This window comes from Pseudomonas sp. MF6755 (assembly GCF_016405635.1).
Classification (GTDB): domain Bacteria; phylum Pseudomonadota; class Gammaproteobacteria; order Pseudomonadales; family Pseudomonadaceae; genus Aquipseudomonas; species Aquipseudomonas haemolytica.
Map to the genome: position 1 here is coordinate 164,358 of NZ_JAEKDA010000007.1, position 15,799 is coordinate 180,156.

Annotated in this window: 15 protein-coding genes; 10 read left to right on the forward strand and 5 right to left on the reverse strand. The window is 59.5% G+C overall.

Annotated features, from left to right (window positions below; translation table 11 throughout):
* The first annotated feature begins 279 nt into the window (after positions 1–279).
* From adk to JFT66_RS11085, 6 genes are all read left to right on the forward strand, one after another.
* On the forward strand, positions 280–927 hold the full coding sequence (adk, locus tag JFT66_RS11060) for an adenylate kinase (protein ID WP_198859263.1): 648 nt from the start codon (positions 280–282) through the stop codon (positions 925–927).
* A 203-nt stretch (positions 928–1,130) separates the two neighbouring features.
* Entirely contained in the window at positions 1,131–1,649 is a 519-nt protein-coding gene (locus JFT66_RS11065; protein WP_034118423.1) for a phenolic acid decarboxylase, read from the forward strand.
* Positions 1,650–1,774: 125 nt separating this feature from the next.
* On the forward strand, positions 1,775–2,461 hold the full coding sequence (gene tsaB, locus JFT66_RS11070; protein ID WP_034118424.1) for a tRNA (adenosine(37)-N6)-threonylcarbamoyltransferase complex dimerization subunit type 1 TsaB: 687 nt from the start codon (positions 1,775–1,777) through the stop codon (positions 2,459–2,461).
* Between the two features lie 160 nt (positions 2,462–2,621).
* On the forward strand, positions 2,622–2,924 hold the full coding sequence (locus tag JFT66_RS11075; protein WP_034118425.1) for a hypothetical protein: 303 nt from the start codon (positions 2,622–2,624) through the stop codon (positions 2,922–2,924).
* A complete protein-coding gene (locus tag JFT66_RS11080; protein WP_034118426.1) occupies positions 2,924–3,784 on the forward strand; it encodes a DUF72 domain-containing protein in 861 nt (286 codons plus the stop codon). The genes JFT66_RS11075 and JFT66_RS11080 overlap by 1 nt, the downstream gene beginning before the upstream one ends.
* A gap of 26 nt (positions 3,785–3,810) precedes the next feature.
* Entirely contained in the window at positions 3,811–4,509 is a 699-nt protein-coding gene (locus JFT66_RS11085; RefSeq protein WP_034118427.1) for an extensin-like domain-containing protein, read from the forward strand.
* Positions 4,510–4,512: 3 nt separating this feature from the next.
* Here the strand turns inward: JFT66_RS11085 and JFT66_RS11090 are convergent, their stop codons facing one another.
* Positions 4,513–5,133, reverse strand: a complete 621-nt coding sequence (locus tag JFT66_RS11090) for a hypothetical protein (protein WP_034118428.1) — start codon at positions 5,131–5,133, stop codon at positions 4,513–4,515.
* A gap of 96 nt (positions 5,134–5,229) precedes the next feature.
* Here JFT66_RS11090 and JFT66_RS11095 point away from each other — a divergent pair, with 96 nt between their 5' ends.
* Entirely contained in the window at positions 5,230–6,012 is a 783-nt protein-coding gene (locus JFT66_RS11095; RefSeq protein ID WP_034118429.1) for a class I SAM-dependent methyltransferase, read from the forward strand.
* Between the two features lie 62 nt (positions 6,013–6,074).
* Here the strand turns inward: JFT66_RS11095 and JFT66_RS11100 are convergent, their stop codons facing one another.
* Positions 6,075–6,710, reverse strand: a complete 636-nt coding sequence (locus JFT66_RS11100) for a TetR/AcrR family transcriptional regulator (protein WP_198859264.1) — start codon at positions 6,708–6,710, stop codon at positions 6,075–6,077.
* Positions 6,711–6,803: 93 nt separating this feature from the next.
* Between JFT66_RS11100 and JFT66_RS11105 the strand changes: the two genes are divergently transcribed.
* From JFT66_RS11105 to JFT66_RS11115, 3 genes are all read left to right on the forward strand, one after another.
* Positions 6,804–7,904 (forward strand): efflux RND transporter periplasmic adaptor subunit, encoded by a 1,101-nt coding sequence (locus JFT66_RS11105; protein ID WP_034118431.1) that lies wholly within the window; start codon positions 6,804–6,806, stop codon positions 7,902–7,904.
* A 5-nt stretch (positions 7,905–7,909) separates the two neighbouring features.
* The gene (locus JFT66_RS11110) at positions 7,910–10,975 is read left to right on the forward strand and encodes an efflux RND transporter permease subunit (RefSeq protein WP_034118432.1); all 3,066 of its coding nucleotides are present in this window, start codon (positions 7,910–7,912) and stop codon (positions 10,973–10,975) included.
* Between the two features lie 623 nt (positions 10,976–11,598).
* On the forward strand, positions 11,599–11,820 hold the full coding sequence (locus JFT66_RS11115; RefSeq protein WP_034118434.1) for a hypothetical protein: 222 nt from the start codon (positions 11,599–11,601) through the stop codon (positions 11,818–11,820).
* Positions 11,821–11,953: 133 nt separating this feature from the next.
* Here the strand turns inward: JFT66_RS11115 and JFT66_RS11120 are convergent, their stop codons facing one another.
* The 3 genes from JFT66_RS11120 to plsB are packed head-to-tail and all read right to left on the reverse strand — an operon-like array spanning position 11,954 to position 15,642.
* Positions 11,954–12,643, reverse strand: coding sequence for a DUF4197 domain-containing protein (locus JFT66_RS11120; protein ID WP_198859265.1), 690 nt, complete (start codon positions 12,641–12,643; stop codon positions 11,954–11,956).
* A 26-nt stretch (positions 12,644–12,669) separates the two neighbouring features.
* A complete protein-coding gene (locus JFT66_RS11125) occupies positions 12,670–13,071 on the reverse strand; it encodes a YbaY family lipoprotein (protein ID WP_198859266.1) in 402 nt (133 codons plus the stop codon).
* A gap of 51 nt (positions 13,072–13,122) precedes the next feature.
* Positions 13,123–15,642 carry a glycerol-3-phosphate 1-O-acyltransferase PlsB gene (gene plsB, locus JFT66_RS11130; RefSeq protein WP_034118437.1) on the reverse strand — a complete coding sequence of 840 codons (2,520 nt, stop codon included), beginning with the start codon at positions 15,640–15,642 and terminating at the stop codon, positions 13,123–13,125.
* Positions 15,643–15,799 lie beyond the last annotated feature (157 nt).

A 15,799-nucleotide genomic window follows, 5' to 3' on the forward strand; every position in this document is an offset into this window, starting at 1 on the left:
GTTTCCTGCGTGTTCTCAATGGCTTGCAGATACACCCGGATGGCCGCCCTGAAAAGGGCGGTTATTGTTTGGGCGCTGGGGTTGCACTCAGCTACACCCTGCCTATGACGCATGTGCGGCGCGGGTTTCTCCTACTTTTGGCGGCTTGTATGGTGAGGGCCTGCTGTGTATCTTGATCAGCCTTTGGCCGTTTGATCGGCTTGGAATCCTATTTTTACGAGATTGGCCCCACGCGGCGAATCCGAGCGTCATCTCTATAAAAAATTGAGGAGCACATCGATGCGCGTCATTCTGCTGGGAGCTCCCGGGGCCGGTAAAGGTACTCAGGCAAAGTTCATCACTGAAAAATTCGGCATTCCACAAATCTCCACCGGCGACATGCTGCGTGCGGCCGTCAAGGCTGGCACCGAGCTGGGCCTGATCGCCAAGAGCGTGATGGACAGCGGCGGCCTGGTCTCCGATGACCTGATCATCAACCTGGTCAAGGAACGCATCAGCCAGGACGATTGCAAGAACGGTTTCCTGTTCGACGGCTTCCCGCGCACCATTCCCCAGGCTGAAGCCCTGGTGAAGGCTGGTGTCGAGTTGGACGCCGTGGTTGAAATTGCGGTTGAAGATGAAGAAATCGTCCAGCGTATCGCCGGCCGTCGCGTTCACGAAGCCTCTGGCCGCGTCTACCACACCGTCTACAACCCGCCGAAAGTGGAAGGCAAGGACGATATCACCGGTGAAGACCTGGTGCAGCGTAAAGACGACACGGAAGAAACCGTGCGTCATCGCCTGTCGGTCTACCATTCCCAGACCAAGCCGCTGGTGGATTTCTACCAGAAGCTGTCCGCAGCCCAAGGCAAGCCGAAGTACAGCCATATCCCTGGCGTGGGTTCGGTAGAAGCCATCACCGCCAAGGTACTGCAAGCGTTGAGCTGATCCCGATTGGCTTCACCTACAACGGCCCGCTTGCGGGCCGTTGTTGTTTGCGTCGAGCCGGTGCGCAATGTTTACGCGCCACGGGAACTACTAGAAAGAATAGGAATGGAAACAACTTCTGACGAATACCCAGGCGCTTGTTTATTGTATGGCGCTTCATGGCGTCACTAATATTTTGAATCGATCAAAATAGGATGAATGCCATGAGTGAATACGTCAGTTCCACCAAGCCGGGCCAATTGACTCGGTTTGTCGGTAAGCATGTCATGTATGTCTATGACGCCAGTTGGCAGTACGAAATGTATATCAAGAATGACCGCACCATAGACTATCGTGTCCACAGCGGTATTGTCGGTGGCCGTTGGGTGCGCGACCAGCCCGTTCATCTTGTGCGGCTTAGCGATGACGTTTGCAAAGTATCCTGGGAAGAGCCTACCGGCACTACCGTCAGTGTTTCGATTAACTTTGCCGAGCGCCGGGCCCATGGTGTTATTTTCTTTCCACAATGGCTGGCAATGGAACCGCAGAAAACCGCGTGTTTCCAGAATGAACATCTGGACGCTATGCGGCAGTACCGCGATGCAGGCCCCACTTATCCGAGAGTAATAATCGACCAGTTCGCCACCGTCGTGTTCGTGGAAGATGCCGGTGTTGATAACGAGGATGTTGTCGCCTGCGCGCCCTGCGAGTTGCCTGAAGGTTATGCTTTACGACGTAACTGATCAAAAAGTCTGCCAGGCTCAACCGGATGGTTTCGCTGGGGGCTGCGAGGGCTGCATGGGCTATGGAGACCGTCCTTCATGCCGACTATACTGGCGCACTTTTTTCTACCTGGACACAATCACCCATGAGCACCTTGCTGGCCCTGGACACCGCGACTGAAGCTTGCTCCGTTGCCTTGCTGCACGATGGCAAGGTAACGAGCCACTACGAGGTGATCCCGCGCCTGCATGCGCAGAAGCTGTTGCCGATGATCAAGCAGTTGCTTGAAGACGCTGGGACCACCCTGGCTGCCGTGGATGCCATCGCCTTCGGCCGTGGGCCCGGGGCGTTCACCGGAGTGCGCATCGCCATTGGTGTAGTGCAGGGCCTGGCATTTGCGTTGGAGCGTCCGGTATTGCCGGTGTCCAACCTCGCCGTTCTGGCCCAGCGCGCACTGCGTGAACACGGCGCTACGCAGGTGGCAGCGGCGATTGATGCGCGGATGGATGAAGTCTATTGGGGTTGCTACAGCGAGATCGCTGGCGAAATGCGCCTGGTCGGTGTGGAAGCGGTGCAGCCGCCGGAAGCGGCGCAGTTGCCGCATGACGCCAGCGGTGATTGGTTCGGTGCCGGCACGGGCTGGGGTTATGGCGAACGTATCAATGTGCAACTGGTGGGGCAGGACGCTGCAATGTTGCCCCATGCCGAGGATCTGTTGGCATTGGCACGTTTTGCTTTCGAGCGCGGCGAGGCCATTGCGGCGGACCAGGCGGCACCGGTGTACCTGCGCGATAAAGTGGCGCAGACCAAGGCCGAACGCGGGATTATTTGACGCCAAAAATGTGGGCATTCGGTGGCAAATTTCGCCAATCGTCAGAATTTGCCCGGGTTTCTAAACCTTTTACAAATTATGTGTTCTAGTTATCACCAGAGCATTTGCGCACTACGGAAAGTGCCGCTAAATTGCCATCATTGATACCGAGTCTGCATGTATGCGTATAGACGGCTTCTCCTCACAGTCCTACCCTCTCAAGCGTAAGCCGCGCAAGGCGAACGTGACGGTAGACGAGTCCGTCGAGGATTCGCCGGACTTCATTGAAGTCCACGCTGATACACCATCGCGCGCCCAAGGCTCAGGGAGCGCACGTACCAGCGGCGTACCCGCCCGTCAGCAAGACATGGTCTTCCCCCGTTCCATGAGCAAAAGCGTTGCCACCGCCCTGGCCAGCTACTTGACCACTGCCGGCTTTGTCGAATGGGATATGGAAGTGCTGGGTCTCGACATCCATATCTGATGCGTTTGCCTTACTACATCGGCTGCCCATCCTGGAGTGAAAACGCCTGGCGCGAGTACCTGTATCCCATCGATGCACGCTCCAGCGATTACCTCGGGCTCTATTCCCAAGTCTTCAACGCCGTTGAGGGCAATACCACTTTTTATGCCCGACCCTCGGCCGCCACCGTGCAGCGCTGGGCCGAAATCATGCCCGATGACTTCCGCTTCACGGCCAAATTCCCGGGCGATATCAGCCATGCTGGCGACTTGCGTGAGCAATTGCCGGCGGCAGAAAGTTTTGTCGGGTTGATGAAACCTCTGGGTGAACGCGTTTCACCGTTATGGCTGCAACTATCAAAGGGCTTTACACCGCAACGCCTCGCTGAACTGGCCGGGTTCATGGATGGCATTGATCGGCCACTGGCTGTGGAAGTCAGGCATGAGCAGTTCTTCGCTAAAGGCGACGCCGAGCGCATGCTTAACCGCCTATTGCGTGATCGCGGTGTCGAGCGCATTTGCCTGGATCCTCGCGCCCTGTTCAGTTGTACGTCCACCTCGGCGGCGGTACTGCATGCCCAGGCAAAAAAGCCCAGGGTGCCTGTGCGCCCGGCGGCGCTGACCCAATTTCCTCAGGTGCGTTTTATCGGCCATCCTCAGCTTGAAGCCAATGACCCGTTCCTGATCCCGTGGGTGGAAAAGATCGCCAGTTGGATCGAAGAGGGACGCACGCCCTACATGTTCCTGCACACCTCGGACAACCGCCTCGCGGCACAACTGGCCCTGCGCTTTCACGCAAAGCTGATGACGCGCCTGCCAGGCTTGCCGCCGCTGCCCACCTTGCATCGAGAGCCCGTCGCGCAGCAACTGGGGTTACTCTAGACCTCCTGTTTTTCAAGGATTAAGCCGTGGCTCTGATAAAAGTTCTGGGCGCGTTCTCGTTGCTGCTGGGCGTCTTCGTGTTGGGTGTCTGGCGTGGTTGGGTGCCGATGCCCGCTGAGTGGAACCCTTGGGCGCCCTTGGATGTGCGCGCAAATCCGAACCTGCTGACGCGCTACAAGCTCAGTCGTTTGCAAGATGATCCGGCGTTGTGTGATCAGGTATTGAAAACCTCCGGGCTGCGCGTGAGCCGCCAGGCGGATACCGCGGCGGATTCGGCATGCCCCTTGCGCAATGTCCTGCGCGTGCAGGGTGCTGACGCAGCCTTGAGCAGTAGCTTTCTCGCCAGTTGCCCGCTGGCCGTGGCGTTCGCCTTGTTCGAACGCCACAGCCTGCAACCGGCGGCCCAGGCGATTTTTGGCCAGAGGGTGAGTCGGGTCGAGCACCTGGGCAGCTTTGCCTGTCGCAATATCTATAACCGTGCCGACGGGCGACTCAGCCAGCACGCCTCGGCCAATGCTCTGGACATCGCCGGTTTTCGCCTGGCGGATGGGCGCAGCGTCAGCGTACTCAAGGATTGGCCGGGGGAGGGCGACAGTGCGAGTTTCCTGCGTCAGGTACGCGATGGCGCCTGTGATGATTTCAACGTGGTATTGAGCCCGGACTACAACGCGGCGCATCGCAACCACTTCCATTTGGATATGGGGCGCTGGTGGGTGTGTCGCTGAGGCTTAAGCGGCCAGGCGCAGGTTGTGGGTAACCAGCGGGCGCGCCCAGTAGTAGTCAAAGTCCAGGGCCTTTTGTTGCGCCACAAGCTCTTCTTCGGGGTATGGCGTGGCGGCCGGTGGCAGCAGGTCCAGTTCGAACTCGGCAATCGGCAGGTGCAGTGGGCGCGGCTGCGGCGCCGGGCCTGGCGCTGGTAGCGATTGGCCGGCGTTCAGGACGATCGGGCGCACCCAGCCACTGTCGAAATCCTGCTGGCGCTGCTGGGCAACAATTTCTTCCTCCGGGAACGGCTGCGCGGCCGGTGGCAGCAGCTCGGTTTCGAATTCGGCAATCGGCAGGAACAGCGGCTCAGGCGGGGCGATCTCGGTGTCTTTCACGTCGCACTCACGCTGGGTGAGGATCTGCGACAGCAGGTCGGCGCCTTCGCAGGGTTCGACCGCTGGGTCCCTTGGTGCAGGTGCCTTGGCGGCGAGCGCGTCCGGCGTTTCACCGAGCTGCTCGGCCAACGCACGGGCGAAGAAGTCTTGCCACACATGACTCACCCCGGCCAGCGCTTGAGTATTGCGCAGGCCGTAGTGGTTATGGGTCGGCAGTACACCGATGGTTAGGGGAAGAATGTCTGACATTTTTCTCGGTCGACGCTCAGCTCTGGCAAAATACCTGACTGTTGTTTTTATCGGCCGTTATTTGCCGATCCTTAATATTTTTGAGCGTGGCGATTGATGAACGAACAACCAGCGGCCAGCCGCATCCAGGTCGAGGCGTTGGCCGACAGTTTCCAGGCCCGCGCCGAGCAGTGGGCTTCGCTGTTGGGCTTGCCTCTACACGTGGCGGATGCGGATTTTTCCCTGCAAGTCGGTGAGCATGGCCTGCAACTGCAACAGCTCGGGCCTGATGCGCCGGGGCCTGTGCGGGTCGACTTTGTCGAAGGTGGCGCGGCGCACCGGCGTTTATATGGTGGTGGCAGCGGGCAAATGATCGCCAAGGCCGTGGGCATTGCCCAAGGCGTGCGGCCCCGGGTGCTGGACGCCACGGCCGGCCTGGGCAAGGACGCGTTTGTACTCGCCAGCCTGGGGTGCGAGATGAGCCTGATCGAGCGCCAGCCGTTGATCGGCGCCTTGCTCGAAGACGGCCTTGCACGCGCTGCAGAAGATTTTGAAGTGGCGCCGATTGTGGCGCGCATGAAGCTGCTCAAGGGCAACTCCATCGACGTGATGCTCAATTGGCAGGGTGAGCCGCCGCAGGTGATCTATCTGGATCCGATGTTCCCGCACCGTGAGAAAACGGCCCTGGTCAAGAAGGAGATGCGCTTGTTCCGGCCATTGGTAGGCGATGATCCGGATGCACCGGCCTTGCTCGCTGCAGCCCTGGCCCTGGCCAGCCACCGCGTGGTGGTCAAAAGGCCGCGCAAGGCGCCGTGCATTGACGGGCCGAAACCGAGCCACGCGCTGGATGGTAAATCCAGCCGTTATGACATCTATCCCAAGAAAGCGCTCAAGTCTTAAGCTGCAAGCTGCAAGCCAAAGCGCTTTTCACCTGCGGCTTGCAGCTAAAAGCTTGCCGCTGCCTACCTCCGGTAGGCGCGCATGAACAACCTCACCACATCCTGCACATGCGCCTCGGCTTCTGCCGCGCTCAGTTGCCCGCCGCAGCCATACAACAAGCGAAAATTCGCCGTGCCCTTGAGCAGGCAAAAGAAGTGTTCGGCTGCCTTGAACGGTTTGTCGATGTTCAGGGTGCCGCTCTGGTCAATCTTGCCGAGCAGGCGCTCCATGCCTTGCAGCATGCGCATGGGGCCGGCTTCAAAGAAGATTCGCGAGAGTTTCACGTCTTGATTGCCGGTGGTCATCATCAGGCGATGCAGGTTCACCGACTCTTCGCTGTTGATCAGCCGATGGAAGCCTCGTGCGATGTTCAGCAACACCGTCTCGACGGGCATGCCTTCGGGGAGCTCGAAGTACATCACCGGCAACTGCTCTTCACACTTTGCCACTACCGCGGCGGTGAACAGCGTCTCCTTGTCGGTGAAATGGCTGTAGACCGTGAGTTTCGATACGCCGGCCGCAAGGGCGACGGCATCCATGCTGGTGTTCGCGTAACCCTTGCTCAAGAACAGGGATTTCGCGGCTTCGAGGATTGCCTGGCGTTTTGCCATGTCCTTGGGACGCCCGGGGCTTGCGGTGTTCACAGGATTGTCGGACATTTTCACCTTTAATACTGGACTGTCGAGTTTGGTATTAATAACATACCGGCCAGTATAATTATTCCTAGCTCTATTTGCGAAAGGTCCTTCAGCATGCGCAGCGCTTTCCTGCCCCTTGCTTTGCCTGTCAGCCTGGTCTTCCTATTGGCCGCCTGCGGCCATGAAGAAGCGACCCAGACCACCGTCCGCCCAGCCATGGTGGTGCAACCGCAGCCCTCGGCACAGGCGGTGGACAGCTATCCCGGCGAGGTGCGTGCCCGTTATGAGCCGGACCTGGCCTTTCGCATTGGCGGCAAAGTCAGCAAGCGCCTGGTGGAGGAGGGTGAGCGGGTCAAGGCCAACCAGCCACTGGCCGAACTCGACCCCCAGGACGTGCGCCTGCAATTGGAGGCCTCCCGCGCCCAAGTGGCCGGGGCCGAGGCCAATTTGAGCCTGGTGCGCGCAGAGCGTGATCGCTACAAAACCCTGATGGACCGTCAGATGGTCAGCCGGTCACAGTACGACAATTCCGAAAACCTCTACCGAGCGGGCGAAGCACGCTTGAAGCAGATCAAGGCCGAGTTCGACGTATCGAGCAACCAGGCCGGCTATGCCGTGCTGCGCGCGCCTCAGGACGGTGTGGTCGCCAAGCGTGCCGTTGAAGTGGGTCAGGTGGTCTCTGCTGGCCAGACGGTGTTCACCCTGGCCACCGACGGCGAGCGCGAAGTACTGATCAGCCTGCCCGAACAAGGCTTTGGCCGCTTCAAGATCGGCCAACCGGTGTCGGTGGAATTGTGGAGCCAGCCGGATCAACGTTTCGCCGGGCGCATCCGTGAGCTGTCACCCGCCGCCGACCCGAAATCACGCACCTTCGCCGCACGCGTGGCCTTCACCGGCGGCAAAGTCCCCGCTGAACTGGGTCAAAGTGCCCGTGTGTTCATACAAGCTGACGGCGTCATTCCTCTCTCGGTGCCGCTGTCTGCCCTCAGTGCCGAGAACGGTGCGTCCTACGTCTGGTGTGTGCAACCGGACAACACGCTTAAGCGTACTCCGGTGCGCATTGGTGCCTTCAGTGAAAAAAACGTGCCGGTACTGGAAGGCTTGGCCGCTACTGACTGGGTGGTTGCCGCGGGCGTGCATGTACTCCATGAGGGCCAGCAAGTACGCCCGGTGGATCGCTCGAACCGTGTCGTGAATCTGGCGGCCAAGGAGTAGTCCCCATGGGTTTCAATCTCTCCGAATGGGCGTTGCGTAATCGCCAGATCGTACTGTTCCTGATGATTCTGCTTGCTGTGGTTGGCACCTTGTCCTACACCAAGCTGGGGCAAAGCGAAGACCCTCCCTTTACCTTCAAGGCCATGGTGATCAAGACCAACTGGCCCGGCGCCACGGCCCAGGAAGTGTCACGCCAGGTTACCGAGCGCATTGAGAAAAAACTGATGGAGACCGGCGAGTACGAGCGCATCGTGTCCTTCTCGCGCCCCGGTGAGTCCCAGGTCACTTTCATGGCTCGCGATTCGATGCCCTCGGCGCGGATTCCTGAACTGTGGTACCAGGTGCGCAAGAAAATCAGCGACATCCGCCAGACCTTGCCACCGGATATCCAGGGGCCGTTTTTCAACGATGAATTCGGCACTACGTTCGGCAATATCTACGCCCTGACGGGTGACGGCTTTGACTATGCGGTGCTCAAGGACTACGCCGACCGCATCCAGATTCAACTGCAACGGGTGCCAGATGTAGGCAAGGTCGAGCTGCTTGGTCTGCAGGACGAGAAGATCTGGATCGAGCTGTCCAACCTCAAGCTCGCCACCCTTGGCCTGCCTTTGGCCGCGGTACAACAGGCGTTACAGGAACAAAATGCCGTCTCGACTGCCGGCTTCTTTGAAACACCCACCGAGCGCGTGCAGTTGCGCGTTTCGGGTAACTTCAAAACCGTGGAGCAGATCCGTGACTTCCCGATTCGCGTGGGTGATCGCACCTTGCGCATCGGTGATGTGGCCGACATCCATCGTGGCTTCAACGACCCGCCGGCACCGCGCATGCGCTACATGGGCGCAGACGCCATCGGCTTGGCTGTGGCCATGCGCGACGGTGGCGACATCCTGGTACTTGGCAAGGCCCTTGAAGGTGAGTTCGCACGCCTGCAGAAGAACCTTCCTGCCGGGATGGAACTGCGCAAGGTGTCGGACCAACCGGCAGCGGTGAAGACCAGCGTCGGCGAATTCGTCCAGGTACTCGCCGAGGCATTGGCGATTGTATTGCTGGTGAGTTTTTTCTCCCTTGGTGTGCGCACCGGCATGGTAGTCGCCCTGGCGATTCCGCTGGTGCTGGCGATGACCTTTGCCACCATGTATTACCTCGGCATCGGCCTGCACAAGATCTCCCTCGGTGCCTTGGTCCTGGCCTTGGGCTTGCTGGTTGACGACGCGATCATCGCCGTTGAAATGATGGCGATCAAAATGGAGCAGGGCTACGACCGTCTCAAGGCCGCGAGCTTCGCCTGGACCAGCACCGCGTTCCCCATGCTCACTGGTACATTGATCACGGCGGCGGGCTTCCTGCCAATTGCCACCGCGCAATCGAGCACTGGCGAATACACCCGCTCGATCTTCCAGGTGGTGACCATCGCCTTGCTGGCTTCCTGGGTGGCCGCCGTGGTGTTCGTACCCTACCTGGGGGAAAAACTCCTGCCGGACTTGGCGAAGATTCATGCCGCCAAGCACGGCACCGATGGCCCGGATCCCTACGGCACGCCGTTCTACCAGCGCGTAAGACGTTTGGTGGAGTGGTGCGTACATCGGCGTAAGACGGTCATCGTCCTGACCCTGCTGTTGTTTATCGGTTCGGTCGCGTTGTTCCGCTTCGTGCCGCAACAGTTCTTCCCGGCGTCCGGGCGCCTTGAGCTGATGGTCGACCTGAAACTGGCCGAAGGCTCCTCCCTGAGCAATACCGCCGAGCAGGTCAAACGCCTGGAGGCGATGCTCAAGGAACACGCTGGCATCGACAACTACGTGGCTTATGTGGGTACCGGCTCGCCGCGATTCTACCTGCCTCTGGACCAGCAATTGCCGGCCGCCAGCTTTGCGCAATTCGTGGTGCTGGCCAAGACCATCGAGCAGCGTGAAAGCCTGCGCACCTGGCTGATCGAAACCCTCAACGAGCAATTCCCTGAGCTGCGCTCGCGGGTCACCCGCCTGGAGAACGGCCCGCCCGTTGGCTACCCGGTGCAGTTCCGCGTGACCGGCGAGCACATTGAAGAAGTACGCGCCCTGGCACGCAAAGTGGCGGCCAAGGTTCGCCAGAACGCCCATGTGGTCAACGTGCACCTGGACTGGGAAGAGCCGAGCAAAATCGTCTACCTGAATATCGACCAGGACCGGGCGCGCGCCCTTGGTGTAAGCACCGCCAACCTGTCGAAATTCCTGCAGAGCTCCCTGACCGGTTCCAGCGTCAGCCAGTACCGGGAGGACAACGAATTGATCGAGATTCTCCTGCGCGGCACTGTTCACGAACGTACCGAGTTGTCGCTGCTGCCGAGCCTGGCCGTGCCCACCGACAACGGCAAAAGTGTGGCGCTGTCGCAGATTGCCACCCTCGAATATGGTTTCGAAGAAGGCATCATCTGGCACCGCAACCGCCTGCCCACGGTGACCGTGCGCGCCGATATCTACGGCAAGGAACAACCGGCAACATTGGTACAGCAAATCCTGCCGACGCTCGCAGATGTGCGTGCTGAACTGCCGGATGGCTACCTGCTTGAAGTCGGTGGCACCGTTGAAGACTCTGCGCGTGGGCAGAACTCGGTGAAGGCCGGCGTGCCGCTGTTTATCGTGGTGGTGCTGACCTTGCTGATGCTGCAACTGCGCAGCTTTTCACGCACGGCAATGGTCTTTCTTACCGCGCCGTTGGGGTTGATCGGCGTCACCTTGTTCCTGCTGGTGTTCCGCCAACCTTTCGGCTTCGTTGCCATGCTCGGCACCATCGCGTTGTCGGGGATGATCATGCGCAACTCGGTGATCCTGGTGGATCAGATCGAACAGGACATCAAGGCCGGCCTTGCGCCGTGGCAGGCGATTATCGAAGCCACCGTCCGGCGCTTTCGCCCGATTGTGCTGACCGCTCTGGCGGCCGTATTGGCGATGATTCCACTGTCGCGCAGCGTGTTCTTCGGGCCCATGGCCGTGGCGATCATGGGCGGGTTGATTGTGGCGACGGCGTTAACGCTTCTGTTCCTGCCCGCCCTGTACGCTGCATGGTTCCGAGTGAAGAAGGGCGTCGCGTAATCGCGTTGCCCACGTTCAGACAACACCTCTTGTTACTTACATGAAGATGCAAAGGCCGTGCGCCACGGCAGGAACGAACTGCGCTGGAACTCCACTTACCTGTGCCTGCCCAGCAGGCACATGGGAAGGGCTCACCCAATCGGTGGTCCGTTTGAAGCAAGTTTTCAGGGAGTTTTTATGTTTCTGTTGTCTGCAATTGCAAGTTTCAAGGGCGCGTTCCTAGGGTCTTTACTCGGCAATCTCCTGACGAGCCAGAAGGGTGATCGTTCGGCCTTTGATAGCCCCGGACACCACCGACCAAGTTCAGGTCACCATCGTCCTGTTCGCCCGGGTTTTTCGCAGACACGGTCAGGCGTTCGTGGCCATCAATATTCCCATCACGCCTACGCTAATGACGATTTACCGCATGTTTATCGTGGGCAGACACCACTCACGTCATTCTACAGATAGGGCGCGGGTCTCCCGCTTACACAAGGACCTTCTTGATTTGCGTGCCGTTTCGTACGCGGGATAGGAACCTTTTTTATCAAAATACCACACAAGGATTACCCGGCCTGAAGCTACTGGCGTATGGAGCACGGTGAGCCGGGTTTTGGTGTCAATCTAATTCGTAAGGAGTGTGTATGATTTTAAATTTACTGACGCTACCGGCACAGGTGATGGGCTCGATGATGGGCTCTATGATGGGGTCGATGATGGGGCACGGTTCTAAACACGGTGGCGGTAGCTGCAACCAGCCCGTCAATGTCAATATCAACAACGACAACAATAACCTCAACAGCAATTCGAGTTCGTCCGTTGCTCAAAACAGCAACGTTTCGTCGGGCCGGCACATTCACTATTGAGTATGTTTGTCAGCGAAAGGTAGTGAGTCGTGAGTACTGGTCATGAGTGTCGGGTACTTAGGCTTGGCAAAAAAAACGCCCTGAATAGAGTCAGGGCGTTTTCAATTTTCAACGTTGCGCTTACCCGCAAGGGTCAGAGGGCGCCAAATACTTTCTTGGCCAGGCTCGTAGCCGCCGCTGCCGGATTCTTGCGAATCGTCTCTTCCTGCTGTGCAATCATCTTGAACAAACCATCCAGCGCCTGTTCGGTCACGTAGTTTTCGACGTTGGCGCTCTTGGCATCCACAGCGCCGAAGGCTGCTGCCTTGCCGGCCAGGGCGTTGTACTGCTGGGCGACGCCGACCTTGTCGGTGGCGGCCTTGACGATGGGCAGGAACTTGGCGCGGATTTCTTCGCGGCTGCTTTTGTTCAGGTATTGGGTGGCGGAGTCCTGGCCACCGCTGAGAATACCCTTGGCATCGGTCACACTCATGTTTTTCACGGCGTTGACCAGGATCGGCTGGGCCTGGGTCACGGCGGTTTCCGCCGCCTTGTTCATGCTGGTTTCCAGCTGCGTGACCTGGTCACCCATACCGAACATTTTCAGTTTGTCGGCGACTTTGCCAAGTTTGCCCGGCAGGCCGATTTTCACGTCCGGGTTGTCGCTGAAACCACCGGGCTTACCCAGTTGTTTCACGGCTATCTGTGCACCTTGGGTCAAGGCATCCTTGAGGCCACCGCTGGCGTCGCCCTGGGACAGGTTGCCAAGATCCAGGGCCATAGCGTTGGCACCGAACAGCAGGCCGGCACACAGGACGGTGAGGCGAATAGATTTGCGGAGCATGGGCGCTTCCTTATGACGTGAAATTATCAGTGTGCGACTGCATCAACCCGCAGGCGCATCGGTTGTGGATCCTGGCCATTGAGCTGCACGGTGTGCCGTTCGGTCGTGATAAACATTAGCTTGCCGTCCAGTTCGATGCGAGCGCTGACCGAGTAGGTGTGGCCAGGTTTGACCTGGGCCGGGTCGTAGCTCAGGTGAAATGGCAGCGGCACCTGGCCTTTGACCGGGCCTTTCTGTTCGGTCAGGGTCACGGCCGGCGCGTCCATCAGGGACACGTCTTGCAGGCTGACGCTCAACGTGGCGGTAGGCGGCAGGGCGATACGTTGCAGGTAGAACACTTCGCCGTCGAGGCTGGCCTTCGGTGTTGGGGTCATCGAGTGGCAGGCTCCGAGCAGGGCGGTCAGGCCCAGGAGGATGATCTTTTTCATGGTGCAGCTCCTTTTCAACGGCGCCGGAATCCGCCCGACGCCTCATTCAATCTAGCGGTTTTCTTCAGGGCTGGCGGCATCCGGTTCGGTCGGTGCCTCGGCTGCGCCATCCACTCGGTGCAAGGCCACCTGGCGGATCGACAGGCGGATATCGGCCGGCAGCACGCGTTTGGCGGCGCCTTCCGCCAGCTCGCCGAGCAGATCGTGATAGCCCAGCTTGCCGGCTTCATCGCGGCGCAGCACATCCTGCTCCAGCAACGTCTGAATAAAATGTCGGAAAAGACTCTTGTCGAAGAATTCCGGGGCATTGAGGCCATGCAGGATCGACAGGCGTTGGGCCATGATCGTGCACAGGTCTTCCAGCTCTTCGGCGCTGATGCTGTTGCGGCCACTGTTGAGCAACAGCGAGATCGCCATGTAGAAGCGTTGCAGGGTCTGGGCGATGCTCTTGGACAGCAGCGTCAACAGCACAAACTGCCGCGAACTTGGCGCCGGGCGCAGGTACACGGCGTTTTCGAAACGCAGCAGGCCTTGTTCGACGAACGCGTCCAGCCATTGATCGACCACCGCGTCCAACTCCTCCAGCGACCAGCGGATAAACAGCTCCGATTGCAGGTACGGGTAGAGCGCACGGGTGTAGCGCAGGATCTGCTCGCGGCTCATCCGCGAGCTGCTCTGGAAGAAGCTCGCCAGCAACGCCGGCAGGGCGAAGATGTGCAGCACGTTGTTGCGGTAGTAGGTCATCAGGACAGCGTTCTGCTCGTCCAGGTAGACAATCTTGCCCAGGGCATCGCTCTGTTCCGACAGCAGCTTCATGTCCTTGACGTGGTTGATCAGCGCCAGACCATCGCCTTCCGGCAGGGTGGTGTGGGGCGAGTAGGGCACGCGGCGTAACAGCGCCAGGTACAGGTCCAACTGGCGCGCCATGGCTTGTTCATCCAGGGCCAGGCGGGTGGTCGACAGCAGAGCCAGGGCCACCAGGTTCACCGGGTTGACCGCCGCGGCTTCGTTCAAGTGCCGCGCCACCTGCTCGCCAAGACGGTTGGTGGTTTCGTTGAGCCAGGCCGGCTTGTAGTTCGGGCCCAGCTCTTGGGCGCGCCAGTCCGGTTGCTCGGCGTCAAGGAATTCGGCCAGCTTGATCGGCTCGCCGAAGTTGACCGCGACCTGGCCAAAGCGCTGTTTGAGCGCGCCGATCACTTTGAAAATATCGAAGATCGATTCTTTCTTCTTGCTCGCGCCACGCAGTTCGCCCAGGTAGGTGCGGCCTTCGAGCACGCGCTCATAGCCGATATACACCGGCACGAACACGATCGGCATGCGCGAGGAGCGCAAGAAACTGCGCAGGGTGATCGCCAGCATCCCGGTTTTCGGTTGCAGCATGCGCCCGGTGCGCGAGCGGCCGCCTTCGACGAAGTACTCCACCGGGAAACCCTTGGTGAACAGGGTGTGCAGGTATTCGTTGAACACCGAGGTGTACAGCGGGTTGCCCTTGAAGGTGCGGCGCATGAAAAACGCACCGCCACGGCGCAGCAGGCTACCGATCACCGGCATGTTGAGGTTGATGCCGGCGGCGATGTGCGGCGGGGTCAGGCCGTTCTTGAACAGCAGGTACGACAGCAGCAGGTAGTCGATATGACTGCGGTGGCAAGGCACGTAGATCACCTCGTAGCCTTGGGCCACCTTCTGCACGCCTTCGATGTTATTGACCTTGATACCGTCGTAGATCTTGTTCCAGAACCAGCTCAGCACCACTTCCAGGAAGCGGATCGCGGTGTAGGTGTAGTCCGAGGCGATCTCGTTGCCATAGCGCAGGGCCTGGGCCTTGGCTTTTTCCGGGGTGATCTTTTCCCGTTCGGCTTCATCCAGGATGGCCTGGCGCACCAAAGGCATATTGACCAGGCCCTTCACCAGGTTGCGCCGGTGGGACAGGTCGGGGCCGATGACCGCGGTCTTCAAGTTACGAAAGTGCACACGCAGGATGCGCTGGGCCATGCGCACGGTGCGTTCGTGGCCTTTATTGTGCTCGATCAATTCACGCAGGTTGATAGGCGCGGAGAATTGCACCCGGGTCTTGCGCCCCAGGATCAGGATGCTCAACAACCGGCGTAGACGCCCGGTGACGGCCCAGCTGTCGGCAAATAGCAGTTTCCAGGGGCTGGACTCGCTTGCAGGGGACTGCCCCCAGAACACGCTGACCGGAATGATTTGTGCATTCTCTTCGGCGTGGTCGGCAAGGGTGTTGACCAGGCGGGTCAGGGTGGGCGGCGCACCGCGCTTGTCCTGGCGGCCGAGCCAGTCTGGATCCGGCGTGAGGTAGAAGAACGCCGCGGGCTCCAGCAACGGCCCTACCGATACCGGCAGCACCGGGCGCGGCAGGCCGGCCTTGGTGCACTCGGCATCGACCACGGCCAACTCGGTGAGGGAGGGTGATTGCAGGACGTAGAAAACCGGCCGGCTGCGGTCCAGGTTAAGGGTTAGGGACGACTGGTTGATCGTCTCGGAGCGAACCCAGAGGTACAACAGTCGGCGCAAGGTGCCAAACACCAGACGGCGGAACGGGGAGCGGGTCATAGGCGAACTGCTTCAAGTGGAAAAAACCGAGCAGGCGCTCGGGCGGGTAGTGTGCCGTATTCGCCGAAAATCGGCAAAAAAGCAGCGATGTAAACTTGAGTTGATGGTTTTTGAGCCTGTCTTATACTCGGCAGTTCAAATAAGCGACTCAACAATA